This window comes from Sorangium sp. So ce836, from assembly GCF_028553905.1.
Classification (GTDB): Bacteria; Myxococcota_A; Polyangia; order Polyangiales; family Polyangiaceae; genus Sorangium; species Sorangium cellulosum_D.
On sequence record NZ_CP102233.1, the window covers coordinates 13,611,572 to 13,638,193 of the forward strand.

12 protein-coding genes and 2 pseudogenes are annotated in these 26,622 nt (G+C 73.4%); 8 read left to right on the forward strand and 6 right to left on the reverse strand.

What is annotated here, in order from left to right:
• Positions 1–18: 18 nt before the first annotated feature.
• The 4 genes from NQZ70_RS49710 to NQZ70_RS49725 form a co-directional block, all read right to left on the reverse strand.
• Positions 19–672, reverse strand: a complete 654-nt coding sequence (locus tag NQZ70_RS49710) for a 16S rRNA (guanine(527)-N(7))-methyltransferase RsmG (protein ID WP_207217678.1) — start codon at positions 670–672, stop codon at positions 19–21.
• An 85-nt stretch (positions 673–757) separates the two neighbouring features.
• A complete protein-coding gene (locus tag NQZ70_RS49715) occupies positions 758–1,363 on the reverse strand; it encodes a DUF488 family protein (protein WP_129580482.1) in 606 nt (201 codons plus the stop codon).
• A gap of 198 nt (positions 1,364–1,561) precedes the next feature.
• The gene (locus NQZ70_RS49720) at positions 1,562–7,048 is read right to left on the reverse strand and encodes a hypothetical protein (RefSeq protein ID WP_272827253.1); all 5,487 of its coding nucleotides are present in this window, start codon (positions 7,046–7,048) and stop codon (positions 1,562–1,564) included.
• Positions 7,045–8,790 carry an ATP-binding protein gene (locus NQZ70_RS49725; RefSeq protein ID WP_237244771.1) on the reverse strand — a complete coding sequence of 582 codons (1,746 nt, stop codon included), beginning with the start codon at positions 8,788–8,790 and terminating at the stop codon, positions 7,045–7,047. Before NQZ70_RS49725 ends, NQZ70_RS49720 begins: the two co-directional genes overlap by 4 nt.
• Before the next feature lie 411 nt (positions 8,791–9,201).
• Here NQZ70_RS49725 and NQZ70_RS49730 point away from each other — a divergent pair, with 411 nt between their 5' ends.
• The 8 genes and pseudogenes from NQZ70_RS49730 to NQZ70_RS49760 all read left to right on the forward strand — a co-directional run bounded on the left by NQZ70_RS49730 (position 9,202) and on the right by NQZ70_RS49760 (position 23,020).
• Complete coding sequence (locus NQZ70_RS49730) at positions 9,202–9,948, forward strand: hypothetical protein (RefSeq protein WP_129580484.1); 747 nt, start codon at positions 9,202–9,204, stop codon at positions 9,946–9,948.
• 163 nt (positions 9,949–10,111) lie between these two features.
• Entirely contained in the window at positions 10,112–16,858 is a 6,747-nt protein-coding gene (locus NQZ70_RS49735; RefSeq protein WP_272827255.1) for an RHS repeat-associated core domain-containing protein, read from the forward strand.
• Between the two features lie 15 nt (positions 16,859–16,873).
• On the forward strand, positions 16,874–17,209 hold the full coding sequence (locus NQZ70_RS49740; RefSeq protein ID WP_129580485.1) for a hypothetical protein: 336 nt from the start codon (positions 16,874–16,876) through the stop codon (positions 17,207–17,209).
• A 454-nt stretch (positions 17,210–17,663) separates the two neighbouring features.
• Positions 17,664–17,837 (forward strand): annotated as a pseudogene (locus NQZ70_RS53655) (RHS repeat-associated core domain-containing protein); the annotation flags it as partial.
• A gap of 1,039 nt (positions 17,838–18,876) precedes the next feature.
• Positions 18,877–19,236, forward strand: coding sequence for a transposase (locus tag NQZ70_RS53660; protein WP_129572564.1), 360 nt, complete (start codon positions 18,877–18,879; stop codon positions 19,234–19,236).
• A 130-nt stretch (positions 19,237–19,366) separates the two neighbouring features.
• Positions 19,367–20,605 (forward strand): IS110 family transposase, encoded by a 1,239-nt coding sequence (locus NQZ70_RS49750; protein WP_129572563.1) that lies wholly within the window; start codon positions 19,367–19,369, stop codon positions 20,603–20,605.
• A gap of 34 nt (positions 20,606–20,639) precedes the next feature.
• Positions 20,640–21,680 (forward strand): annotated as a pseudogene (locus NQZ70_RS49755) (IS3 family transposase); the annotation flags it as partial.
• A 125-nt stretch (positions 21,681–21,805) separates the two neighbouring features.
• A complete protein-coding gene (locus NQZ70_RS49760; protein WP_129580487.1) occupies positions 21,806–23,020 on the forward strand; it encodes an STAS domain-containing protein in 1,215 nt (404 codons plus the stop codon).
• Between the two features lie 96 nt (positions 23,021–23,116).
• Here NQZ70_RS49760 and NQZ70_RS49765 read toward each other — a convergent pair whose 3' ends face one another.
• On the reverse strand, positions 23,117–24,667 hold the full coding sequence (locus NQZ70_RS49765; RefSeq protein WP_324293041.1) for a type VI secretion system tip protein TssI/VgrG: 1,551 nt from the start codon (positions 24,665–24,667) through the stop codon (positions 23,117–23,119).
• A gap of 3 nt (positions 24,668–24,670) precedes the next feature.
• Entirely contained in the window at positions 24,671–26,419 is a 1,749-nt protein-coding gene (locus NQZ70_RS49770) for a DUF2169 domain-containing protein (protein ID WP_207217679.1), read from the reverse strand.
• Positions 26,420–26,622 lie beyond the last annotated feature (203 nt).

Consider the following 26,622-nt stretch of genomic DNA (forward strand, 5'->3'; position numbering starts at 1 on the left):
GAGCGCCCGACCGGGCGATCAGGCATTCTTGGTGGCTTCTGGCACATACCGCACTGCCCGTCGTTCGGCGCCGGTGAGCGGCCAGCGATACCGGAGATCGATCGCGGGCGCCCAGCCGGCGTGCGCAGGCGGCTCGTCGCGGGCGAGCAGGACCCAGGCTTCGCGCCGCTCTGCCGGCTCGCGCGCGGTGAGCGCCGCGCCGAGGGGCAGCCACGCGTCCGGCGCGAGCGTCGCGCGGGAGATCGCCACCTCGAACGACCTCCCCGCCCGCACGAGGTCCTCGCCGCGCGCGCGCTCGACCCGGGGCGCCTTCTTGAGCTCGCCTTCTTGCACCAGCGTGCCTATCGCGGTCCGCAGGAACGCGACGCGCTTTTGCAGGGGCTCGACCAGGGTCACGTCCAGATCCGGCCGCAGCAGCGCGAGCGGCAGCCCGGGCGCGCCGGCCCCGGTGCCGACGTCGACCACGCGCCGCCCCTCGGGGACGTGCTCCGAGAGGAGGCGCGCGTCCGCGAGCATCAGGTCGGCGAGCTCGTCGGCGCTCCGCGCGGCCGTCAGATCGACCTTCGCGTTCCACCCCTGGACGAGCTCGAGCCAGCGCGCGAGCGCCTCGCCGGCGCGGGCAGGCAGGCTCGGCTCGCGGCCGGCGAGCACCGTGGCAATCTTCTCGGTCATTCGCGCCGCGGCGCCCTGGGTCATGGCCGCAGTGGAGCACAGGACCCGGGGCGGATGCACCCGGCGGCGCGGCGCGGCCCGCGGATCATCGCGCGCGGCGCGGGCGCGCGGGCCGGTCCGGCGCGGGGGCGCGCTCGGCGCCGCCGAGCGGCAGCGCGCGCTGGGCGCCGACGTCGTAGACGAGGCGGCCGGCGCGGTCGATCCGCGCCGCGGGGCTCAGCGCGTGCGAGGCCCGCGCGCCGGGGCCGAGCAGGTGGACGACCGCGATGCCGCGCGCCACGAGGGCGTCGGCGATGAGGCGGCGGTGGCAGCGCCACCAGAGCGTCTCGGCGCACATGACGGCCATGCGCCGTCCGGCCCGGGCTTCCGCCTCCACCTCGGCGAGCGCGCGCTGGAACTCGGCCGTCTCCATGTGGTCGGCGTAGGCCCGGAAGCTCGGGTTCTCCCAGGCGACGTGGGGCGAGCCGTCCCGCCCGGTCCGCCGGCCGCCCAGCGCGTCGCCGCGGAACACGTAGGTCACCCCGAGCGGCGGCAGCGCCTCGGCCAGCGCGGCGCGGCCGAGGTGCGGCGACCGGCTGGATCCCGGGAACCTCCGGACGTCGATCAGCGTGTCGGCCGGCCCCTCGCCGAGCAGCTCGACGAGCTCCTCCACGCTGCGGGTGCCGTGGCCGACGGTGAAGACGGTGTCCACGGGGGAAGCTTTGCGTCCCGGCGGCGCGCGGGCAACGCGCGGCGGAGGCGCGGGGCGGGCTCTGCCGCGCCGGCGCCGGCCTCCTCCCTGTCCCGCTGGCGGCGGCCCCGCCGGCGGGGGCGCGCTACCCCATCCAGCGCAGCAGGTGCTCGAGCGCCCGGCGCTCCTCCGCGTCGGTGACCGACTTCAGCGCGCGGTTCACCTCGCCGACGGCGGCCGCCGCCAGCAGCGCGACGGCCGCGGGATCGGGCGCGCCGCGCCCGCGCAGCCACGCGAGCGCCTCGTGCTCGGTGTTGACGACGACGTGGCACCGGCTCGCGTCGTAACGGACCGGCCTCCCCGAGCGGCTCTCGACGACGGCGCGGACCGGGGACCCCGCGAGGCCCATCCTGGCGATGGCCTCGCCGAGCGCGGCCGCGAGCGGGCTCTCGGCCGCCGCGCCGCGCCGCTCGGGCGAGGCGCCGGCCAGCGCCGCCGCCTCGCCGCCGATGAGGCCGCGCACGCTGCGCCACAGCGCGCCGACCCACGCGCGCGCGCGGCTCGAGTCGGGCGCGCCGCGGGAGCTCGGCGGCACGCCGCGGGAGCTCGGCGGCGCTTCGGCGATCGCGGCCGCCTCGCCGCCGGGCGCGCCGCGGGAGCTCGGCGGCGCTTCGGCGATCGCGGCCGCCTCGCCGCCGAGCGCGCCGCGGGAGCTCGGCGGCGCTTCGGCGATCGCGGCCGCCTCGCCGCCGGGCGCGCCCGCAGCGGCCCGCGCGCCGCGCGAGCTCGCGGGCGCCGCGGCGCCCGCCGCGGAGACGACGGCCCGGCGGCGACCCCGACCTCCGCCGCGCCGGCGCCGGCGCGGGCCGACGGCGGCGGCGCCGCGGGCGCCCCGAGCTCGCGCAGCGCGCCCGGGGCGGCCCGGTGGCGCAGCACCTCGACGAGCGGCGAGCCGTCGTCGAGCAGCACGAACGCCGGCGTCCCCTCCGGGAAATCGCCGTCCGCGCTCCCGCGGCCGTCGGTGATCCACAGGCAGCCGCGCGCCGCGAGCTCCGCGCGGATCGCCGCCGGGCCGACGGCCTCCCCGCCGGCGGTCCGCGCGGCGAGCCTGCCGCCGGAGAGGCGGCCGAGCAGGTGCAGGTTCCACAGGTACGGCGCGGCGGCCGCCTCGTCCGAGAGCTCGGCCGCCATCGAGGCCGCCGCCGCCATCGCGAGCTCCGCGACCGCCTCCCACGGCGCCGCGTGGATCGGCCACACGAGGAGCATCCCCTCGACCGGCGCGAGCCCGATCACGCCGCCGGCGCCCGCCCCGGAGAGCAGCGCGCGCGGCGTGAAGCCCTCGCCTGCGCCGCGGCCCTCGCCTGCGCCGCGGCCCTCGTCGGCGCCGCGGCCCTCGCCTGCGCCGCGGCCCTCGCCTGCGCCGCGGCCCTCGCCTGCGCCGCGGCCCTCGTCGAAGATCGCCGCGGAGGGCGCGCCGACGAGCACCCGCGGCGCGCGGGGCCACCGCGCCGGCAGCCAGAGCGCGCCGGTCACGAACAGCGGCCGGGGCCCGCCCGTCGCGGCGTCGATCCACCGCGTCGCGAGCGCGTCCCCGGGCGGCGCGAGCCGGCCGCGCAGCCACCGGCCCGCGGCGTCGCGCACCGCCTGCCGGAGCCTCGCCGCGTCCGCGCTCGCCTTGAGCCCGTCGAAGGCGCGGTTCGGCTCGAGCGCGTCGTCGTTGACGGCCGCGCACAGCGGCCACCCGTCGCCGGCGTCGATCGCGCAGAGCGGGCGCCGCCCGACGTGCACCGCGATCCCGGCCGCGCCGGCGTGCTCCGGGGCGAGCAGGCCGATCTCGCCGTGCGCCGGCGGCGCGCCCTCCTGCTGGGCGAAGGGGAAGGCGGCGAAGCACGCCGCGCGCGCCGCGTCGTCGAGGCCGACGACGGCGAGCGGCGGCGCCGCGAGGCGCTCCTCGGTCGCGCGATCGCGCGCCACGACGTCGGTGATGTCCTTGACGAGCACCGCCGTCGCGAGCTGCAGCCGCTCGGGCGTGCTCAGCGCGAGCACCGGCCGCTCGTAGCGCTGCGTCGGGTAGGGCGGCGGCGTCGAGGTGCACAGCCACATGGCGCGCGGGTTGAGCCGGAGCTCGTCGAGCGACCAGAGGGTCCCCTCGATGTCGGGGAAGAGCGGCGCGCTCGCGGCGCCCGCGACCACGCGCTTGCCCTGGGCGAGCGTGCGCAGGACCGCGCGGCGCGCGTGGCCCCGGACGAACGGCGGCAGCTCGTCGAAGTGGGGCGCGAGCGAGATCAGGTAGCGGCCCGCGCCCTTCGCGAGGCGCGTCAGCAGCGCGAGCACCTCGTCCCTCGGCGGGTCCGCGGCGGAGGCGCGCGCCACGATGCGCAGCGGGATCGGCAGATCCACCTCGACGCGCCGCTCCTCGCCGCCCGGGCCGACGAGGCGGGCGTCCGACGCCGGCCCCTCGACGATCTCGACCTCGCCCTCGAGATCGCGCACGCCGAGCGCCGCGGGGCTCACCCGGAGGCGCGGGTGCGCCGGCGCGCCCGGCAGCGCGAGCGGCGCGCCCGCGCCGCGCGCCGGGCGCTCCTCTTGCGTCTGCTCCGTCTCTTGCGTCTCTCGCGTCCCCTCGGCGCGCCTGCGGAGGTTCTGCTCGATGGCGGCGCGGAGCCGCCGCGCCGGCGCCGCGCCGGCCGCCGGCAGGACGCGGCCGCCGGCCCACCGCAGGAGCGCCGCGCGCTCGCGCAGGTCGCGGACGACGAGGGGGCGCCAGGCGAGCGTCTCGAAGCCGGGCGCCTCGTCGAGCACCGGGATCGGCCCCGGCGACGGGTGCGCCCGGTCGAGGGCCTCGAGCGAGCACGCGACCTCCTGGCCGCGCGCGTCGAGCATCGCGAGCAGCGGCAGGCGCCGGATGCGCGCCGCGAGCCCGCCTCCAGCCGCCTCGACCGGCGCGCTCCGGGCCAGCTCCGCGAGCGCCCGCGCGCTGTCGAGGAGGTAGGCGACGAGGATCGCGCCCGGCCTGCCGCCGTGGCGGAGCGGATCGTCCCGCAGCCCGAGCCGCGCGCGCGCCGCCGCGTCGCCCTCCAGCGCGGCGACGATCGCCTCGCAGAGCGCGCGCTCGACCTCGTGGACCGCGGCGTCGTTGCGGGGCGACAGGACCCCGTTCCACGCCCGGTTCGGCACCGCCGTGTCGTCGTCGATCGCGACGTGGGCGGGGCCGAGGAGCGGCGCGGCCTTCAGGGTGGCGAGCGGCTGCGACGCGTGGTGCCACACCTCGACCATCGCGTCGCTGGGCGCGGCGAGGGCGAGGAAGCCGGCGCCGGCGACCTCGAGGACCGGCGCGCCCGCGGCGCCCTTCGGCGCGAGCTTCTCCAGCGACGCCGCGAGCGCGCGCCGCCGCGCCGGGCCGCGCGCCGCGAGCTCGTCCTCGCCGAAGAGCCCCGGCGTGTAGGGGACGAGCTCGCACCCCGGGAGCGCGGCGGCGAGCCAGTCGAGCTCGCGCTGCGAGGCGGCGAGCACGGGCCGCCGGTCGGCCGCGCGCCCCCGCGCCTCGGGCGGCGCGGCGCAGAGGCCGCGCGTCGGCCGCGCGAGCGCGGCGAGGCCTTTCAGGCTCACGAACCGGCTCGACCCGTGCAGCGGCCAGAGCCGCGCCTCCAGGAGGCCGCCGAGGCGCGACGGCGCGAGCTCGTCGCCGCCGCGCCGCCCCGCCTTGCCCCGGCGCCCCTGCATGCCGCCGGGCGCGCCGAGGCGCGGCGGCGCGCAGTACAGCGCGCCGATCGCGGCGCGCAGCGGGCCCCTCAGGCGGGCGAGCTCGCGCTCGGGCGGGGGCGCGCCCTGGTGCGCGGCCCTCGGCCCGAAGAGCCGCCGCGCCTCGGCGTCGGCCGCGGCGAGCGCGACGCCGAGCGCGTGGCGGACCGCGCGGAAGAAGCGCGCGTCGCGCTCCACGCCGTCGTACCCGAACCGCGGCCGCACGCGCCCGTCCCACGCGAGCGCGATCTCGACGGGCAGGGGGACGGCGGCGGGGTCGAGCGCCACGGTCTCGAGGTGCCGCCCGTCCACGAACACCCGGACCTCGGCGCCGCGCTGGGCCTCGCCGCCGTCGGCGAAGACGGCGAGCTCGCCGCGCAGGCCGTCGAGCGGCCCCTCGTCCACGTGGAAGGCGGCGCGGAAGGCGTGCTCGGGCGAGGGCGGCACCACCGGCTCGCCGGTCGCGTGCAGCAGGAACGCCCTGCGGCGCCCGGCGCCGAGCTTCGCCTGCTCGAGCATCGCCTCGGTGTCGGCGAGCGGGAGCCCGGCGAGCGCGCGCTCGGCGAGCCCCCCGCGGCTCCAGATCACGTCGTGGGCCCAGGGGGAGAGCTCCTCCGGGAGCCGCGCGTCGCCGCGATGGAGGAACAGGGGCGACGCGTCGCGCGCGTCGAGCGACGCGAGCGACACCGGCCGCCCGTGCCCGTCGCGGAGCAGCGGGAGCTCGCGCGCGGCCTGCGCCTCCGGCGGCAGCCTCCCGCCCGCGCGCGCCGCCCCCGTCGCGACGCATGCGAAGGCCGCGAGCGCGTCCTCGATCCGGCCGCGGTCCGCGTCGAGGACGAGCGCGCCCTCGGGGACGGCGCCCTCGCCGCGGGCGACGGCGGTGAGCGCCGCGAGCGCGTCGAGCAGCGCGCCGCTCGCCGCCTCGCGCAGGCGCGCGCCGAGGGGCGCGTCCTCGCGCAGCGCCGAGCGCGACGCGTTGGTGGGCAGCTCGTCTGCGTCGACGACGAGGCGGACCGGGAGCTCGACGCCCTGGTAGGGCGCCGAGGGGAACCGCGGCTCGAAGTGGAAGCGCTCGCGGACGAGCCGCACGCCGTGCTCGAGGTAGTCGACGGCGGGGTGGCCGGAGAGGGGGGGAAGGGGGAAGAAGGCGGGGAGGGGGGAGAGCGCGCTGGGGAGGGGCGACGAGGGCGGCGTGGGCAGGGGCGTGGCCGTGGCCGGCGCGGCCGCGAGGTCGCGGGGCGCGACGATCTCGAGCGCGGCGCGGCGCGCGCCGTGCACGTGGAACGGCACGCGCACGAGCGCCGCCGGCTGGCCGCCCGGGAGGGCGCGGCGGAGCGGCTGGCCGGCGAGGGTGATCGGGATCGGGAAGTCGGCGGTGGCCGCGGCCAGGTGGGCGAGCTCCGGCGGGGTGTCGCCGGTGATCGCCCGGCGCAGCACCGACCATCCGAGCCGCCGCCGCACCTCGACGCGCAGCCCGGCCGCGGGCATCCCGGGCGGCCTCGGCACCTCGTCGCAGGCGGGGGCGGCGGCCGGCGCGAGCGCGTCGGCAGGCGCCTCGAGCAGGGCGGGCGTGAAGCGCACGCGCGTGCAGGTCGCCCCGGGGGCCTCGCCGGACGGCCCGCGGCCGGTCGTGATCAGGTCGACGCGCGCGGGGCGCAGCCCGAGCGCCGCGTTCACGCCGAGCGCGAGCAGCCGGAGCCTCCGGGACGGCGCGTCGGGCGCGGCGTTGAGCACGTGGTCGAGCAGGCGCGTGAGGACGGGCGCGTCGGGCGGCGCACCGTCGAAGGTCACGGCCACGTCGTCGGCGTCGTACTCGAGGTCGATCCGCGTCGCGCCGCCGGCCGCGGCGGCGCGGACGAGCTCGAGCAGGTAGAGGTCCAGGTCGACGAGCAGGTGTTCCCGGAGCTTCTGGACGGCGCGGCGGGCATCGACGCGGATGGCGCCGCGGGCGACGACCCGGCTCACCGCGGGAGCCCCCTCGGCGCGCGCGCGAGCGGCGGCGGGCTCGCGGCGAGGTCGAGGAGCCGGTCGCTGTCGTCGGGATCGAGCGGCCCCCTGGCCTCGACGAGCAGCGCGCGGGCGAGCAGGTTGCCGGCGGTCACGGGATCGACGGCGGCGCGCCTGCGGGCGAGCGCCACGGTGTCGCTCTCGACGTTGAGGTAGAGGGCGTGCCCTGGCCGGAAGCGCGCCGCGCGCCGCACCACGTCGCGCGCGGCGTGGCAGCTCCGCTCGGGCCCGCCGCGCTCGCGGGCGGGCAGGAGGATCGCGCCGCGCTCGCGGAGGGCGCCCTGGATCTGGCAGAGGCTCACCCGGGCGACCCTATGCCGGGCGCGGGCGAGCGCGCCTTCGACCACCTGGAGCAGCGGCGCGTCGGCCGCGCGGGCGCTCTCGGGCGCCTCGCGCACGAGCAGGTAGGCCGCGCGCGCGTGCTCGATGCGCGCCGCCGGGAAGCACCGCTTGAGCAGCGCGATGGTGGCGGGGTGGTTGCACAGCACGACGGGCAGGCCGCCCTGCGCCATGGCCTCGGTCAGCGCGTCGGCCCGATCGGCGACGAGCAGCGGCTCGCGCCCTGGCGCGAGCGCCCGCAGGCCGGCGCGCGCCCGGTCGCCGGCGACGGGGCTCGCGAGCGGGAACGGGATCTCGTCGGGATCGAGCGCGGTCGGCGGCGACAGCGCCGCCTCGAGCAGCGCCGCGTACGTGGCGGCGGCGCCCTCGCTGGCGGCGGCGCTCGCCGCGGCCCTCGGGAGGCGGGCGGCGAGCTCGCGGCGGAGCGGCCCTTTGACGAGCTCGCGCACGCGGGCGAGCGCCTCCCAGAAGGCGTCGTCGCGGCGCACGTTGTCGCGGCTCAGGGTGTGCTGGAGGTGGGGGCTCATCACCTTGAACCGCACGCCCGACAGCCCGCCGAAGAGCTCGTCGGTCGTCTCGAACAGGGTGAGGCCGCGGTTGTAGAAGCCGGCGAAGCTCTGGCCCTGCTCGGCGGCGGGCTCGCCGCCGGCGGGGGGTGGGAGGTGCTGGGCGCCGGCGGAGGGGCCGACCACGACGGTGGTGTCGTCCTCGACGGCGGTGACGGACACGGGCGCTGCGACGGAGAGCGGGGCGTCGACGCGCTCGACGCATGCGCGCGCGTTCCCTTCGTGGTCGGCGATGCTGAGGGCGATCTCGCACTCGGCGTGGCGGCACCAGCGGCGGAGCGCCGCGCGGGCGCGCCGCGCGTGCTCCACGAACGCCTCGCGGCTGAGCCGCTGGATCAGGGTCACGCGGGTGCCGCTGCCCTGGCGGGGGCCGGCGTCCTCGAGCTCGTAGCTCGTGTCGCTGCGCAGGCGGAGGCGCCAGGCCTGTCCGTCGCGCCACGTCTCCACGTCGACCTGCTCTGGCTGGATGGCGAACACGGAGACGAAGCCGACGCCGTATTTGCCGATCTTGCTGGGGTCGCCTTCCTTGGACGAGCTGAAGAGGGTGAGGAGCGGACCTTCGATGTCCTCGCGGCGCATGCCGCTCCCGTCGTCGGTGACCGAGGTGGCGCAGGCGCCGGGCAGCGTCTCGACGCGCACGGCGATCTTCCGCGCGCCGGCGTCCATGCCGTTCTGCACGAGCTCGCGGAGGAAGGCGTAGGGGTCGGCGAACTGCTGCACCATGTCGGCCACGGGGCCTGGGGGCGGCGCCTTCGGCGCGGCGCGGTCCTCGCGGGACGATCGGTAGGGGGCCATGGCGCGTTGCGAGGGTATCACAGGGCGGAGGTGGGCCTCGTGTCCTGGGCGTGTCCTGGAAGACTCATGATGTCCCTTCTCGGCGCCCTGCGGATCGCCGTCGTGGCTCCGGTCTGTTCGCCTCGCCGCCGCGGCAGCAGGGATGGTCGGCGCGACGCCCGCGCCTCGCCGGCGGGGCATCAGCGGTGGTCGGCGCGACGCCTGCGCCTCGCCGGCGGGGCATCAGGGATGGTCGGCGCGACGCCCGCGCCTCGCCGCCGGGGCATCAGGGATGGTCGGCGCAGCGCCCGCGCCTCGCCGCCGGGGCATCAGGGATGGTCGGTGCGACGCCCGCGCCTCGCCGCCCGAGCGGCACTGTTCCGACGGCCGGGGCGGCTTGACCTTCCTGCTCGCCTTTCTACCCTCGATCGGATGCAACTACTCACGCTGTCCGATTTGAAGCTCGGGCTCACCGACCTGTTCGACAAGCGCAAACCGGCGCTCCTGCGCTCCAGCTCCGGCAAGACCTACGAGCCGATGCTCGCGAGGAAGCTGGAGGAGATCTCCGCCCTTCCTCCCGTCGTGATCGGAGGGAAGGCCCTCGCGGCGGAGCTCGAGGAGACCGACGTGGAGCATGATGGCTTCGGCAAGGCGGTCTGGTACATGACCGAGGCTTATCTGCGGCACCCGCAGGTCTCGGCGGAGACGGTCGCCGCTGCGATGCGGATCCGCCGCGCGTTCATCCCTGCCCTGTCCGAGCTCAAGGCGAGCTACGCGGATGAGGCCAGGGCGGCCATCGAGCGCAAGAAGATCCTCAAGCAGCACAAGGCGGATCTCGAGCGCTTCCCCGCCGCCGGCGGAGAGACCCTCCATCACTGGATCAGCGGCTTCCTCGACGCCGGCGAGCGGCTCCACTCCATGCTCAGCGATCGCGCCGACATGAAGGAGACCTCGCGCAAGGGCGCGGGCGCGCTCCGCGCCGCCACGATAGGCCTCCTCTCCCGCCTGCGGGCGGGGATCGCCGACGAGGTAGAGCACAACCCGAAGCTGCCGCCCGACCTCGATGCCCAGGTGTTCGGCTATCTGGACGAGCTCCATGTCCCGCGCGCCGCCGCGGCCAGGGTGAAGAAGGCGAAGAAGGCCGTGCCCGAGGCGCCCGCGCCGCCAGAGATCGCCTGAGCGTCCGCGACGCAGCGCGATCCCTGTTGCCGCAGGGACGCCAGCCGGGCACGGACACCCCGATGAATGCTTTGAGCTCGGCATGGGGAAGGGGAATCGATTCGAGATCGGCGCTTGACCCGGGCCGCCGCGCCGTGGCCTCCTCGGTGCGACGGAGGCTGCGATGGCGCTCGCTCTTCGACGCGTTCTCCGGGCGATCATCCCGCTCGTGATGTTCCTCGCTTGCGTGCTCGCGCAGGCGGGGTGCGAGTGCATCTCCGGCGACCCGCCGATAGACCCGCGTCAGGGCGTCGTCGCCTGCCGGACCCAGAGCGCACACAGCCCTGCCACCTCCCGTCCCGCGCCTGAAGTCGAGACCGTCGCCGCCGGCACCATCCCGGGGGCGTTCTCCATCACGAGCACCGGGGAGGCCGTGTACACCATGGAGCTGGCCTCCCCTCCGCCGCGCGCGGGCATGGGGCCTCGGATCGAGCTCGTCTATCGCAGCGACGGCGGCGACGGCGTGCTCGGCGCCGGCTTCGCCATCGCCGGGCTGTCCGCGATCGCGCGATGTCCGAAGAGCCTCGCGCAAGACGGGGAGATTCGCGGCGTGCGGTACGACGGCGACGACGCGCTCTGCCTCGACGGCCAGCGCCTCGTCCCCGTGGGAGAGGGGCCTGGAACCATCGAGTACCGGACGTTCCCGGAGTCCTTCGTCAAGGTGGTCGGTCACTACGGTCCGGAAGGCGGTGCGCCCGCCGAAGCGCTCTTCTTCGAGGCAACCCTGCCCACCGGCCGCGTCGTCGAGTACGGGCGCACCGAGGGCAGCAAGCCGCTCGCGCGGGGCGGCGTCCCGCGCGCGTGGCTCGCGAACAAGGCCCGCGACGGCCGCGGCAACGCCATGACGTACGCGTATTGCCTCGCCGAGGCGGAGGACGGCCATGCCGCCGAGTACGCGGTGGACGAGATCCGCTACACGGCATTCGAGGGAACGCCGTCGCGCGAGCCTTCGCGTGCGGTGCGCTTCGTGTACGCGACGAAGGATCCTGCTGCCATTCGCACCGGGTACTCGGGCGGCATGGCGCTCCAGCGTTCGCTTCGCCTCGAAGAGATCCAGATGCTCGGTCCCGGCGACGCGCTGGTCCGGAGCTACGGGTTCCGCTATGAGCTCAGCCCGACGACGAGCCGTACCCTCCTGACCGAGGTCGAGGAGTGCGCGAGCGACAGGGTCTGCAAGCCTCCTACACGCTTTCAGTACAGCCAGGCGAAGCCCGGATTCGAGCGGGTGCCGACGGACATCGGCAAGCCGCTCTCCGAGAGGGCGAGCCCGATGGTGTTCGACATCGACGCCGACGGGCGCGACGACCTCGTGATCCCGGACATGGTCGCGGGGCTCAGCACGCCGATGAATCCGATCATCGCGTGGCGGGTGGCGCGAAACGTCGGGCCGCGCGCCTCGTCGTCCTATCTCGCACCGGCGGAGCTCGCCTTCCTCGAAGAGTGGCCCACGGTCGCCGATCCGATGGGGCCCTCCGATCCGGCCCTTCTTCAACCCGAGCTCGGGACGGTCCTGGATTATGACGACGACGGGCGGGCGGACGTGCTGCTCCATGACGTTTACGATGCCAAGACCACATGGCATGTGCTCCTGTCCCGGCCGGACTGGACCTTCGCGCTCCATGACACGGGCATCCGCCGGCCGTTCCCGCTCGGGGTCACGCCCGCGCCGCCGAGCCTGAGCAGCCCCGGCGCGTCGATGCACCTCGCCGATTTGGACGGCGATGGCGTGCCGGATCTGATCCAGTGCGAGGACCACGCCCGCGAGGGACAGGCACCGCTCCCGCTCGCTGCCGTGTGGGCCGTCCACCTCTGGCGACCAGCGCGCGGCGCGACGCCCGCGGGCTTCGACCCCGCGGGCGAATCGATCGAGCTGCTCATCGGCTATCCCTGCGATACGGAGCTCCACACGCTCGATGTCGACGCCGACGGCAAGATCGATCTCATCGTGCCGGCGCTGCGGCGGTTCGGTGACGGGACGGTCCTCCTCGGATCGAGCTACGACGCGATCATGCGCCGGGGCGAGGGGCGCTGGGAGGTGATCGACACCGAGCTCCCCGTCGTGTGGCCCGGGGGCCGCGTCGTCTTTCTCGACGTGAACGGAGACGGCCTGCCCGATGCCGTCGAATCCGGCCCGGGTGACCACCAGCTTTATACCTACTTCAACACGGGGCCGACCTTCGTGGCCTCGCCGTTCCGGACCGTGGACGCGTTCAGCTTCGGCGATCTGTTCGGGCTTCCCGATCAGGACGTGTTCTTCCGGTTCGCCGTGCCGCTCGACGTCAACGGCGACGGGCGGCAGGATCTCCTCATGCCGGTTCCACCAGGCATGCTGCTGGGCGGCTCCGACGCGCTCCCGTCGTGGGCCGTCCTGCTCGCGACCGGCGACCGCGCTGGGCCGCCCTTCAGGCTGGTCGACCCGGGGCTGCCGTTCGAGGCCAGCCTTGGCGATGCGGTCACCCTCGCCGATCCGCGCGGGCCGCGCACCGGCGATGTCGACGGGGACGGCGCGCAGGACGTGATCCTGTCGCTCGGCGGCGTGTTCAACGTGTTCCGGAACCTCTCGGCCGATCAGGATCTCCTGGTCGCGGTCTCCGACGGGATGAACGCGCACGACCCGGCCGAGCCGGGCTTCGTGCCCAATGTGAGCATCTCGTACGGGCACCTGACCGACGCGTCGGTCGCGGCGGGGGAGGGCGACAGCGCCGAGGACCCGGCGCGGGAGCGCCCGCTGTACGTCGCGCGTTCCGGCGCAGCGGACGACTGCGGCTACCCGCGCCGTTGCGTGGTCGGGCCTCGTCGGGTGGTCAGCGCGTACGCCGTCAACAACGGGGCGGACCGACCGCGGCGCTTCGAGGTCAGCTACCGCGACGGGCGCTATCACCGGCTGGGCCGCGGACTTCTCGGGTTCGGGGAGCGGATCGTCACCGACCTGGATACGGGCGCCGCGACGCTCGACGCGTACGATCACGTCACCTTTGACGACGAGCTCCAGGTCTTTCCCTTCGCGGGGAGCGTCCAGCGGACATGGCGCTGGGCTCCGGGGTTGCCGAGCCAGCCCAGGCCGGAGCAGATCGAGCTCTCGTTCGTCGACGTGACGCGGACGCTGGTTCCGACGAACGACGGCGCGACGTACTTCACGCTGCCCACCGAGCGCCGGGTGAGGCGAGCCCAAGGGATCTATCCACCACCGAGCGGCGCAACGCCCTCCATCGAGGCGTACGTGCGGGAGATCGAGCGCGGCGGCGGTGACGGCGCGACGCTGCTGCGCGACTCGGTGTCGACGGTGACGGACTTCGACACGTTCGGCAACGTGCGCGCCGAGGAGGGCTCGACGAGCGGCGTCGACCTCACGTTCAAGGTCACGCGGACGTTCAAGAACGACACCGAGCGCTGGGTCCTCGGCCAGCTCGAGACGCAGAAGGAGTGCAGCGCGGCGGCGGGGATGTCGCAGTGCCGGACCCTCACGCGAACGACCACGATCTACGGCGAGGTGGAGACCGAGTCCACCGAGAGCGACGACGGCCTGCCGGACACGAAGCTGAAGCTCGCCTACGTGCGCGACGACTTCGGGAACATCACCGGCGTCACGGCGAAGGATGCCTTCGACCACCAGCGGACATCCAGCACGCACTTCGACGAGGAGGGCATGTTCCCCGAGAAGTACGTGAACGCGGCCGGGCACACCACGCTCGTGGAGTTCGACGACGCGCTCGGCGTGCTCCTCGAGCGGGTCGATCCGAATCAGCTCGTGACGACGTGGGCGCACGACGGCTTCGGGCGCCTCGGCGTCGAGACGCGCCCGGACGGCACGACGACGACGGTCGCGCTCTCCCGCACCAAGGACGGCGGCCCGGCGCAGGACGCGTGGCGGGTGAGGCAGCGGCGCACGACGACCGGCGGGGCCGATGATACGATCGAGCTCGATGGCCTCGGCCGCCCGATCCGGTGGTGGTGGTACGGGCCCGAGCCCAAACCGGCGCAGGAGTCGGGCGGTGCGAAGCGCATCCTGCAAGAGATTGGCTACGACGCGCTGGGAGAGCACATCGCGCGGCGCTCGGTGCCGGTCCGCGAAGATACCCCCGAGAGCGAGAGGCTGTACGATCGCTTCGAGGTCGATGCGGTAGGCCGCGAGGTGCGGCACACGACGCCGTGGAACGCGGTCACGACGACCGAGTACGACGGCTGGCGCGTGCGCGTCACCGACCCGCTCGATCATGTGACGGTGACCGAGCAGGATCCGCTGGGGCGAACCGAGTCGATCACCGACGCAGCCGGCGGGATCACTCGCTATCGTTACGGCCCGTTCGGCATGCAGCACACGGTTATCGATCCGGGCGGCGCGGCGACGCGCACGACGCGCGACGCGTTCGGCCGCGTCCGGCAGCTCGACGACCCCGATCGGGGCACGACGGTCTCGGTCCATGACGGCTTCGGCGAGCTGATGTCACAGGCCGATGCGCTCGGGCGAGAAAGCACGTGGGCGTACGACGCGCTCGGGCGACCGCGCACGCGCGTGGACCGGGACGGCGCCCAGCGCGTGACGACCACGTGGACCTGGGACACCGCGGCGCATGGTATCGGCAGGCTCCACGCGCTCGCGAGCCCCGACGCGGAGAAGACGTACGGGTACACCGACCGCGGCCAGCTCGACACGCTCTCGCTCCGCATCGACGGCGAGCGCGCTCCCCTGGAGGCCAGGTTGGGCTACGACGAGCTCGGTCGCGTCGAGACGGTCACGTATCCGGCGCCGGCCGGCGCGGCGCCGTTCGTCGTGGCCCACGACCGCGACGCGCATGGCCATGGGATCGCCGTGCGCGACCGCGGAACGGGCTCCGCCTACTGGCGCTTGACGGACGTGGACGACGCGGGGCGCTTCCGGGAGGAGGTGTTCGGCAACGGCGTCGTCACGGAGCGGAGCTATTTCGCCGACAAGCAGCGCCTGAGGCACGTGGCGACGCGGAGCGGCGCGGGTGAAGTGCAGGACCTCGACTATGGGTTCGATGATCTCCTCAATCTCACGCGCCGCACCGATGCGCTCCAGCCCGAGAACAGGACGGAGCGCTTCCGTTACGACCCGCTCCAGCGGCTAACCTGCGCGTACTTCGGCGACGTCGAGAGCGCATCGGCGCCCTGCGCGCTCCGGTACGGCCACGACCCGAACGGCAATCTCACCTTCAAGTCGGACATTGGAATGCTCTCGTACGATGACCCGCTGCACCCGCACGCGGTCACCGGCGCGGGCACGGGCAGCTTCGCCTACGACGCCGTAGGCAATCAGATCGCGCGGCCGGGCGGCACGACCGTGCGTTATACGCCGTTCGATCTGCCGGAGCGCATCACGCAGGGCGCGAGCACCATCACGTTCGGTTACGACGGCGACCAGCAGCGGATCCGCAAGACCACACCGGAGAAGGAGACGCTCTACTTCGGCGATCTGTACGAGCGGGTGACCGAGGCGGCGTCGGGCACCGTGGAGCATCGGTACCACGTCCACTCGCCGGAGCGCGTGGTGGCGATCGTGACCCGGGGAGGCTCGGACGACGGCACGCGCTACGTGCATGTCGATCACCTCGGCTCGGTCGATGCGCTCACCGACGAGGACGGAGACGTCATCGAGCGGCGGAGCTACGACCCGTTCGGGCAGCGCAGGAACCCCGTGTGGGGAGAGACCGCGCCTGCGTCGTTCTCCAGCAAGACGACGCAGGGGTTCACCGGGCACGAGAGCGACGACGAGCTCGGGCTCGTGAACATGAAGGGCAGGCTCTACGATCCCAAGATCGGGCGGTTCTTGACCACGGACCCCATCGTTTCGATGCCGTCCTTCGGGCAGAGCTGGAACCCGTACAGCTACGTGCTGAACAACCCGCTCGCGTACGTCGACCCCGGCGGCTTTCAGGAAGCGCTCCCGGAGGCCGGGGCTCGCTCACCGCTGCCGGCCGGCGCGGAGTTCAGATGGGAAGTGCTCGACCTGTCGCCGATCGGACTCAAGCTGATCGTCCGCCCGGTTCCGGAGGTCGAGGCGCGCTCCGACGCCGACAGCAACACCGTGGCTGCCGAGACGGGCGGCGCCATGCCGCCGATCGACATCAGCACGACCGGTAGCGCGTCCGGGTATGTGCCGCAGCCGGTGAGCACGGCGCCGGAGCACACGGGCGCCGGCGCCGTCGTTGGCCAGAGCTTGCTGGGCGCCGCGGAGGGGACGGTCGAGCTGGCGGCGGGGGTCGCGCGGTCGCTGGCGCTGAACGCGCTGACGCTCGGCGGATATGGGGCGTATGAGTTCGGAAGCGCGATGTGGCGAGGGTATGAGGAAGACGGGCTCCTCGGCGCGCTGAACGCCGTGAACCCGCTCTACCAGATCGGGCGGGGCGCAGCGGACACGGCGCTCGCGATCGACGGAGGCGACTACCGGGCAGCGGGCGCGGCGGGGACGAAGACGGTGCTCCTCGCGGCCGCCGCCGTCTTCGGCACGGGAAGAGGGCTGGGAACGCTAGCAGAGCAGTCTACAGCGGCGGGAGCTGCGAGGGTGGGCACCTATGGAGGTTTGAGGGCTGCCGGCGTCAAGGACGCACATCACGTGATTCAGGACGCCGCCGTCCGAGAACTGCCTGGATACAGCCGCAGCGCAGCGCCCGCTGTTGAGCTTCCCGGACCATCTACGCGCGTCGGAACGTCACATTACGCTGCAACACAGGTTCAGCGCCAGCCAGGCGGTGGGACCTACGGGGCGGAACGCCGCATCGGATATAAGGCGCTCAGACGCGCAGGGCAGTCCCCGGGCGACGCGCGCGCACTCATCGAGCAAGCAGACAACTACTTCCAGTCGATCGGCGTCACACCAACGACGCCGACGAGGATCCCTGGTAGCCGCTAGGAACCCGGTGACGCCATGAATAACGAATTGAGGAATGAGATCAGTCGATTGATTGCCGACCTCAGCGCCGGACGCTACGTTGAAATAGCAGCGAACGGGCGTGCGGGGAGGTTGTCCGCCGAGGAGCTGCGCGCCGCTGTAGAGCAATATGGTAGAACGTTGCTCCTTCTACCTGATGGAGCGTGGGATTTGGTGGATGAGTGCCCTCAAGTTGACGCTCCGAACACAGTGGCCGTCGATGTGCCGCTGTGGACGAAGGAAGAAGGCCGCAGCGATCTTACGCTGTCGCTCACCGCCACTAAGCAAGCGGATGGGTGGATCCTGCATGTCGATGATCTTCACGTCCTGTGACGTTCGGCGACGCACTTCAGTACGTTCGGCAACGTGCGCGCTGAAGGAACACCGACCCGCTCGACAGCGCCACGCGCTTCCCCTACTGGCCTGACCGACGTGGACGACGCAGGTCTACTCCGCGAAGCGACGAGCACGCAGGGCGCGAGCCCCGTCTCGTTCGCTTACGACGGCGACCAGCAGCAGATCCGCAAGGCCACGCCGAAAAAAGGAGACGCTCTACTTCGGCGACCTGTACGAGCGGGTGACCGAGTCGGCGTCGGGCACCGTAGAGCATCGGTACCAAGTCCACACGCCGGAGCGCATAGCGGCGATCGTGACCCAGGGAGGCGCGGACGGCGGCACCCGTTACGTGCATGTCGATCACCTCGGCTCGGTCGATGCGCTCACGGACGAAGACGGCGACGTGATCGAGCGGCGGAGCTACGACCCGTTCGGGCAGCGCAGGAACCCCGTGTGGGGACAGACCGCGCCGGCGTCGTTCTCCAGCACGACGACGCAGCGGTTCACCGGGCACGAGAGCGACGACGAACTCGGGCTCGTGAACATGAAGGGCAGGCTCTACGATCCCAGGATCGGGCGGTTCCTGCCCACGGACCCGATCGTTTCGATGCCGTCCTTCGGGCAGAGCTGGAATCCGTACAGCTACGTATTGAACAACCCGCTCGCGTACGTCGACCCGGGCGGCTTTCAAGAAGCGCTCCCGGAGGCCGGGGCACGCTCACCGCTGCCGGCCGGCGCGGAGTTCAGTTGGGAAGTGCTCGACCTGTCGCCGATCGGACTCAAGCTGATCGTCGTCCCGTCCTCGGAGCACGAGGCGCGCTCCGACGCCGCTACCAACACCGTGGCTGCCGAGACGGGCGGCGCCATGCCGCCGATCGACGTCAGCACGACCGGAAGCGCGTCCGGGTACGTGTCGCAGCCGGTGACCACGGCGCAGGAGCACACGGGCGCCGGCGCCGTCGTTGGCCAGAGCTTGCTGGGCGCCGCGGAGGGGACGGGCGACGTCGGGATGGGGATCGCACGGCTGCTCGTGCTCAATGCGCTGACGCTCGGGATCTACAGCGGCTACGAATTCGGCGGCGCCGTCTTGGAGGGCTACGAGGAGGACGGGATCCTCGGCGCGCTGAACGCCGTGAACCCGCTCTACCAGATCGGGCGGGGCGGCGCGGACACGGCGCTCGCGATCGACCGAGGGGACTACCGGGAAGCAGGCGCGGCGGGGACGAAGACGATGATCCTCGCGGCAGTCACCGTCTTCGGGATGGGAAGAGGGCTGGGAGCGGCGCCCGAGGAGTCGGCGGCGCTAGGGTCAGTAAGAGCGGGCGTTGTTGCGGGAGAGGCAGGTCAGTTCGCCGCACTCGATGCCCGCGCGGTTGTAGGTGACGCCCTGACGCCACATCACATGCCCCAGGCAGCGCTTGGCTTCACGAGCCGGGCCGAGGGTGGAGCCTTGGTGATGACGAATGCAGAGCACGCCCTTACGCGGACGTATTTTGCGAAGGGCGTGGCGACAGCACGCGCAGAGGCGGGTCTTTCATTCCGTCGGGTCTTGGCTCGCGACATCCGCGACGTGCGCCAGATTGTTGGCCCCAAGTATGACCAAGGTCTGCGAGATGGTCCTCCCCCGCTTCCGTCGACACCCCCGACGGCACCAGGAGGCAGGGATGGGACGGAGAAAGAGGAGGGCGTTCACGCCCGAGTTCAAGGCGGAGGCGGTACGGCTGGCGAAGGCGAGCGACCGGAGCATCGGCCAGGTGGCGAAGGACCTCGACCTGACCGAGACGGCGCTGCGCGACTGGATCAAGCGCGCGGACACCGACGCGGGCCACGGCCCGCCGGGGGCGCTGACGACGCCGGAGCGTGAGGAACTGCAGCGGCTGCGCCGCGACGTGAAGCGGCTGGAGATGGAGCGCGAGATCTTAAAAAAACGGGCATGCGCAGGGGCGCACCCGCGAAGCATGAAAGCCGGTAGACTGCGGGCGCGGATCGCGTCGGGCCAAGGTCGACGCTTACTGGTGTCGTGAGCCCGAAAAAAAACGGACCCGAGCGTCGCATCAGGCACCCCGAATTGTTGCCGTCTCCGCAAGGAGCGAGCACGCCAGGTAAAATCGCCCTTCGCGACGCTCCCCGGCGCCTTTCGCGCTGGAGGTCAAGATGGAGGTCCTGTACGCCCGCTGCTGCGGGCTCGACGTGCACAAGGAGACCGTCGTTGCATGCGTCCGGATCCAGGAGCCCCGAGGCCGCGCAAAGACGACGGTGCGTTCGTTCGGCGCGACCACGGCCGAACTCCTCGAGCTACACCAGTGGCTCACCGAGCAGGGCTGCACGCACGTGGCGATGGAGTCGACGAGCGTCTACTGGAAGCCGGTCTTCAACCTGCTCGAGGGCAGCTTCGAGGTGCTGCTCGCCAACGCGCGGCACATCAAGGCCGTCCCGGGCCGGAAGACCGACGTCAAGGACTGCGAGTGGATCGCCGACCTGCTCGCGCACGGACTCATCCGGGCGAGCTTCATCCCGCCCGCCCCGATCCGGGAGCTGCGGGACATCACACGGCATCGCAAGAGCCTGATCCGTGACAAGGCCACCCTGGCCAACCGCGTGGGCAAGCTGCTGGAGACCGCCAACATCAAGCTGAGCAACGTCGTCTCCGACGTGCTTGGCGTGTCCGGCCGCGCGATGCTCGCGGCGCTCATCGCCGGCGAGCGCGATCCGAAGAAGCTTGCGGCGCTCGCCCGGGGCCGGCTCATCCCCAAGGCCGAGCAGCTTGCCGAGGCGCTGCGCGGTGGATTCTCGAGCCATCACGCGTTCTTGCTGGAGCAGCTCTTGAAGCAGATCGACCATCTCGCCGAGCTGATCGCCGCATGCGACGCCAGGGTCGTCGACCTGTGCCAAGCGCACCGCGAGCCGCTGCAACGGCTCCGGACCATCCCCGGCGTCGCGCAACGGACGGCCGAGGTCCTGCTGTCGGAGATCGGGCTCGACATGACGCGCTTCCCGACCGCAGGTCACCTCGCCTCCTGGGCGCGGATGTGCCCAGGCAACAACGAGAGCGCGGGGAAACGACGCAGTGGCGCGACCGGCACCGGCAACAACTGGCTGCGCACCACGCTGCTGGAGTCGGCGTGGGCTGCCTCACGATCACGCAAGACGTACCTCGGCGCGCAGTACCGCCGGATCGCGCGCCGCCGTGGGCCCAAACGAGCGGCGACCGCGGTGGCGCACAGCATCCTGGTCATCGCGTTTTACGTTCTGCGCGACGGCGTGGAGTACCGGGATCTCGGGCCAGACTATTTCGACCGCGCCAATGCGGCCAAGCTCACCAAGTACCACCTCCGGCGCCTGGCCGAGCTGGGGTACGAGCTGCCCCAGCCTCGTGCCCAGCCCGGAGCGTAGGCTTTCTAGGTAAAGCGGCGGCCTTCTTCGCGAAGGAAAACGAGTGAGGTTCGAGTTCATCGACGCGGAGAAGGCGCACTACCCGGTGCTGGTGCTGTGCGCGGTGCTGCTGGTCTCGCGCAGCGGCTACTACGGGTGGGCCAAGCGCTCGGAGTCCGCGCGGGCCAAGTCCGACGCTCAACTGAGCGCACAGATCAGGGCCGTGCACCACAAGAGCCGTGGCCGCTACGGCAGTCCGCGCATCCACGCGGAACTGCGTGCTCGCGGCATGCGTGTCGGCAAGAAACGGGTCGAGCGGCTGATGCGAGCTCAACGACTCGCGGCTCGGAGGAAGCGGCGCTTCCGCCGCACCACCAACTCGCGGCACAACGGCCCGATCGCCCCGAATGTGATCGAGCGGCAATTCGATGCTCGAGCGCCCAACCAGGTCTGGGTGACGGACGTGACGTACATTCCCACCGGCGAGGGCTGGCTGTACCTGGCCGTGATCCTGAACCTGTTCTCGCGCCGCGTGGTCGGCTGGGCCGCGAGCGCGTTCAACGATCGCGCCCTGGCGCTCACCGCGCTCGCGTTCGCTTTGGGAACGCGGCGGCCGGCGCCTGGGCTGGTGCACCACTCGGATCGTGGCAGCCCCTACGCCAGCGACGACTACCGGCTCGTGCTCGGGGCCCACGGGCTCATCCCGAGCATGAGCCGCGCCGGCGACTGCTGGGACAACGCCGTGGCCGAGAGCTTCTTCGCGACGCTGAAGGCGGAGCTGGTCGAGCACGAGCGCTACCCGACGCGAGCGGCCGCCATCGCATCGATCGGAGACTACATCGAGAACTTCTACAACCTGAAACGCCGGCACTCACGGCTCGCCTACATGAGCCCGATCGAGTTCGAATTGAAGACCTACGTGACCGCGCGCGGCATAGTGAGACTGTCCGCGGAACCGGGGGAGGACCAATTGCCAAATCCCCCGCACCTCTCACCACCCCTGCGCGGCTCCCGTCCACCCAAGTCGAGGCTCCGCCGCCCTCGACCGCCCTCTCCGCAACGCGCCGCTGAGCCGGCCCGCTTTCTCGCCGCGTAAGCCGGCACGCTGACGCCGCGCCCATTCTCATCCCGATCGCACCGAGCCGGCCCCCGGAGCCCTTCCCCCGCGCGCTTCGTCCACGGTATATTTTCGCTTCTTGCCCTCGAGGAGATGTGAGCCTGATGGAATCTGCCCCCAGCGCGTTGCTCGGCGAGCTCTTCGCCCGTTCTTCCGATCTGCTCTTCATCGCCTCGGCCGACGGGGCGCTGCTCCACGGGAGCGGTGGGCTCCGTGAAGCGCTGGGCCCCGGGGTCGAGGGCGGCGCGCTCCTCGCGGAGCTCGCGCACCCGGACGATCGCGCGGCGCTCGAGGCGGCGTGGTCGGCGCTCCGCCAGCGCGGCGAGCCCGTCTCGTTCGACGTGCGCCTGCGCGACGGCGGCGGCGCCTACCGGCCGCTCTCGTGCAACGCCAGCCGGTCGTCGTCCGACCCAGGCGCCGTCCTCGGCTCGCTCCGCCCCGCGCCCTCGGTCGCCACCGCCGCGCCCGCGGCGACCGAGGAGGAGCTGAGCACGCTGCGGCTCAAGGCGCACATCCTGGACGCCATCGTCGAGCACATGGACCCCCTCGCGATCTTCGTGACCCGCGCCGACGGGGTGTGCGTCTATCACCAGGGCAAAGCGATCCCCAAGCTCGGAATGAAACCGGGGCAGCTCGTCGGGGTCAACATGGCCGAGGTCTATGCCGACGCCCCCGGAAACGCCGAAACGGAGCGGCGGCTGCTCGAAGGTGAGGTGTGCCGCTTCCGCAGCGAGAGCGAGGGCGTCGACTGGAACAACTGGATCATCCCGTTCGGCGAGCCGTCCGGCGGGCGCGTCGGCGCGATCGGCCTGGCCATCGATATCTCGGAGTCCAAGGCCGTCGAGAACGAGCTGCGCATCCAGCTCGACCGGATCGCGGCGCAGCAGAAGGTGATTCGCGATCTCTCCACGCCGATCATCGAGGTCTGGGACGGCGTGCTCACGCTGCCCATGGTCGGCACGGTCGACAGCGTGCGCACCGCCGAGGTCATGGACAGCCTGCTCCGGCAGATCGTCGAGAAGCGGGCGAGCTTCGCCATCCTCGACCTCACCGGCGTCGAGGTCGTCGACACAAAGGTCGCCTCCCACCTCGTCGAGCTCGTCACCGCGATCCGGCTCCTCGGCGCCGACGGCATCGTCGCCGGCATCAAGCCGACCGTCGCCCAGACCATGGTCGCCCTCGGCCTCGACCTCACCCAGCTCAACACGCAACGCAACCTGCGCGCCGCGCTCAACTACGCCATCCGGACCATGACCCGCGCCCAGGGCGCCTCGCTCGCGCCGAGCCACCCGGCGCACGGCAAGACGCCGTCCCCCTGAACACCGCCCCGCGCGCAGCCGCGCCGCCCCGGGCCGCGCGGCCGGGGCGCCCCGGCCCGCGCAGGCGCGCGCCTCGCCTGGGGCGCCGCGCGCGGCTCACTCGTCCACGAGATCGAAGACGATGCCTCCCTGCGTCTTGATCCGGTGGGTCGACCGGTTGGCGCTGTTCACCGGAGAGGGCGTCAGCGGGTTGGGCGCGGCGCCCACGATCACCGGACGATCGGGATCGCCGTTCACGAAGGCGATGAGCACCTCGGTCCCCGGCTTCAGCGGGAAATGCGTGCCGTAGTTCGCTCCGGCGTGGTTCTGGAGCATGCGCACCGGCCGCGACGTCAGGCCGCCGGCCGCCCCCGTGTCGAACAGGAACCGGATCATGTACCTGCCCTGATCGTCGATCTGCGCGTCGTTGCCCCCGCCGCCCGGCCCCGCGTCGACGATCCCCGTGACCACGCCGCTGATCCGCGGGATCGGCGTGACGCGCGGCGGCCGATACGTGTTCTTGGCCGGGATCCCCCGGAAGGCGTTCACGTAGCGCTGGGGCGCCTCGCCCCCGCCCCAGCCGCCGGCGGGCTGCGTCACGTGGTGCTCCACCTCGACGAAGAGCAGCTCGAGCCCCTCGAGGTTCGGGTGCCCCTCCAGCGTCGACCGCGCGCCCGCGCCGAGACCGCACACGGCGCTCCTGCCCGTGTAGACGAGCTGCGTCGCCTGCCGCTCCTCGGCCCGGATCTGCGCCAGCACCTTCCCCTCCGCCGGCGTCTTGTAATGCCCGCCGAACTCGATCACGCCCCCCGCATACCCGCTGGGCAGGACGTGCTCCGACGTCAGATCGAGCATCGGTTGCCGGTAGTTGTAGTCGCGGGCCACGTACACGCTCGGCACGAGCCGCGACGTCGCCCCGATCTCGAAGACGTCCCGGGTCTCCCCGCGCTCGCGGAACTGGACGGACGCGGCCTCCCCGGCCGCGGGCTTGAACCCGCTGGCGTCATCGGTGAAGACCATCGTGTCCTGCCCGTCCTGGTGCTCGAAGAAGAAGCTGATCCCGACGTGCTCGGCCAGGCGGGAGATGAAGGCGAAATCGGTCTCCTGGTACTGCACCGTGAACTCCCGCGACGGATAGGTGCCCATCAGCCGGAACTCCACGTCGCTGCCGCTCAGGCCCACGAGCTCCAGCTTCTGCTTGATGAGCTCCGGCACCGCCTTGTTCATCGAGATCTCGGTGGTCTCGACCAGCGTGAGCCGGTGCGCGCGCGGGACGACGCGCAGCCGGTAGGCGCGGTGGTCGAGCAGCGTCGCGAGGCGATCCTGCACCTCGGCGACCATGCCGTGGATGCGCCGCAGCTCGACCCCGTCCCGCTCGAAGACGATCGCGACGCTCTCCCCCGTGAAGGCCTGGCCGTCGACCGCCGCCTCGCTCGGGCAGGCCACCTCGACGTCGAACGCGAAGAGCTGCGAGATCGCCTCGCGCCCCGACAGGCTGTTGAGCTGGAGGACGTCGGACGAGAGGCCGGCGAGCTCGATGCGAATGTCTAGGGTTTCGTGCTGGGTGGTCATCGTCGCAGCTCCATCCATCGTGCTGTGGGAGAGGATCGCCCGCCTCGGCGCGCCGTCCGCCGGGGCGTCCGGCGCGCCCGGCGAGGCGGGCCTCACGGGCTATCGTTTGCGCTCGAACCGTTCGTAAAGGCTCCTCCTCAATGCGGGTGACGGGGTCGGCAGCGACGGGCGCTCCGGCGGAGGGGGCGGCGGCCGCCGGGGCGGCGGGGCCGCCGGCGGCTCGTCCGGCTCGAACGACCGCGCGGGCGAGGCGCTGATCACGGGCTGCGGCGGAGGCGACGGCTCCGGCAGCGCGGGCGCCGGAGGCGGCAGCGGCTCCGCGGCCAACACGAGCTCCGGGGACGACGGCTCCGGGAGCCGCGCGCGCGGGGGCTCCGCCGCGCCCGCGGCCGCGGGCTCCGGATCGAGCGCCGGCGCCGCGGGGACGGCGGCCCCGGGCGCGTCGGCGCGCGGCTCCCAGTCGTCCTCGAACGAGAGCGCGAGCGTGCCCGAGCCCATGCGCTCGTCGGCCGCGACCGGCTCCCGGGAGAGCATCGACGGGGGCAGGCCGGCGCCCGGGGGCGCCGGCTGGAACGGGAGCGCCGGCGCGTCCGCCGCGCCGTCGTCGGGCTCGGACAGCAAGGCCAGCGTGGTGAGGGGAGACCCCGCCGGGAGGTCTTCCGCCGAGGAGAGCGAGAGGGTCCCGGTGTCGAGCCGGGGCGCCGGCGCCCCCGCGGCGTGCCCGGCGATGTCGCCGGGCGGAGGCCCGTCACGGAACGGCGTCGCCGCCTGGACGAAGGCCGCCACGCCGTCTTCCGCGAGGCTCATCGTGCGCGACCCGGCGGCCGGATCGGCCTGCGTCGCGCCGAGGCCGCCGTCGGAAAGGCCGAGCGCGCGGACGGCCGCGTCGGCCGCCCGGGCGAGGCCGGGGCCCGCGGCGCCCGCGTCGGCGGGCCGCTCGGGCCACTCGAGCGGCTCGCCGGGGAGCTCGACCCCCGCCACGATGGCGGCCGCCGCGAGCGCGGCCTCGTCGGGGACGGCGAAGCTGCCCCGGAAGACGAGGGTGCACCGCTGCTCGTCGCCGTCGATGCGCAGCGTGTCCGCGTGCAGATCGAGCGGCTGGCCCTCGCTCACGCCGAAGGCCGAGAGGCCGTGGATGCGCGCGCGGCCGCGCGCCTCGGGCAGCCGCGTCCGGAGGCGCGGCAGCGTGGGGTGCAGCCCCTGGAGCTCGATCCATTCGCCGCCGCGCAGGGTGCGCGTCCGCTGATCGGGGGGCGCGGCCTGGTAATAGGCCCACGCGAAGGCGTCGGGGATGTCGGCGATGGGGGCGTCGAGCGCCTTGCGCGGGGTGGCGCCGAGCAGCCGCCTGCGCGCCGGCCAGGCGCGCGCGATCGGGCCGAAGCCGGCCGCGCGCGCCGGGTGGAGCGGATCGATGATGTTCGCCTCGGGATCGGACGGGTCGCCCGTCGCCTGCACGCCGAGGAAGTTCTCGTGATCGCTCTCCCCGCGGAGCGCCCGCTCGTACACGATCGGCATCCGCTGGAACCCGGCCCTGTCCTGGACGAGGAGCTCCTTGTCGAGGAGGACCTCGCCCTCGTCGGAGATCGTGAGTCGCACAGGCAGGGAGTGCACGGGCGCGCCCGGCGGCGGCGCGTGGGCGTGGCCGGTGAAGAGCACGTCGGCCTGGTCGAGGTGCGGCGCCAGATCGCTCGTGAGCTTGACGCTCCGGCCCGGGTTGTTGCCGTGATGCACCTCCCCGTGGAGGATCTTCTGCGGCTCGACCCTCGGCATCTCCGCGTCCGCCGCGAAGGCGAAGGTGGCCTTGACGATCACGGTGATGCGGAGCTCGCCCCGGCTACGCCAGGCCACCGAGGTCGCTGCTGCTCCGCTCAGCGGCGTGACCCTCTCCGGCGCCGTCGCACTGTTCGCCATTCCACGGGTGTATAGCACAGCCGCCGTCGCGCCCCCGGCCGAACCCGCGCCGCGCCGGGCCGATCTGCCGGCGGTGCGCGCGCGGCGGCCCTGCTGTAGGGAGCCGCGAGGGTCGGTGGCGGCGCCGCGAGGGTCGATGG

Coding starts and splice junctions, on each gene's coding strand:
- NQZ70_RS49710 (WP_207217678.1), bottom strand. CDS start 672: ATGACCGAGAAGATTGCCACGGTGCTCGCCGGCCGCGAGCCGAGCCTG.
- NQZ70_RS49725 (WP_237244771.1), bottom strand. CDS start 8,790: ATGGCCCCCTACCGATCGTCCCGCGAGGACCGCGCCGCGCCGAAGGCG.
- NQZ70_RS49730 (WP_129580484.1), top strand. CDS start 9,202: ATGCAACTACTCACGCTGTCCGATTTGAAGCTCGGGCTCACCGACCTG.
- NQZ70_RS49735 (WP_272827255.1), top strand. CDS start 10,112: ATGGCGCTCGCTCTTCGACGCGTTCTCCGGGCGATCATCCCGCTCGTG.
- NQZ70_RS49740 (WP_129580485.1), top strand. CDS start 16,874: ATGAATAACGAATTGAGGAATGAGATCAGTCGATTGATTGCCGACCTC.
- NQZ70_RS53660 (WP_129572564.1), top strand. CDS start 18,877: ATGGGACGGAGAAAGAGGAGGGCGTTCACGCCCGAGTTCAAGGCGGAG.
- NQZ70_RS49750 (WP_129572563.1), top strand. CDS start 19,367: ATGGAGGTCCTGTACGCCCGCTGCTGCGGGCTCGACGTGCACAAGGAG.
- NQZ70_RS49760 (WP_129580487.1), top strand. CDS start 21,806: ATGGAATCTGCCCCCAGCGCGTTGCTCGGCGAGCTCTTCGCCCGTTCT.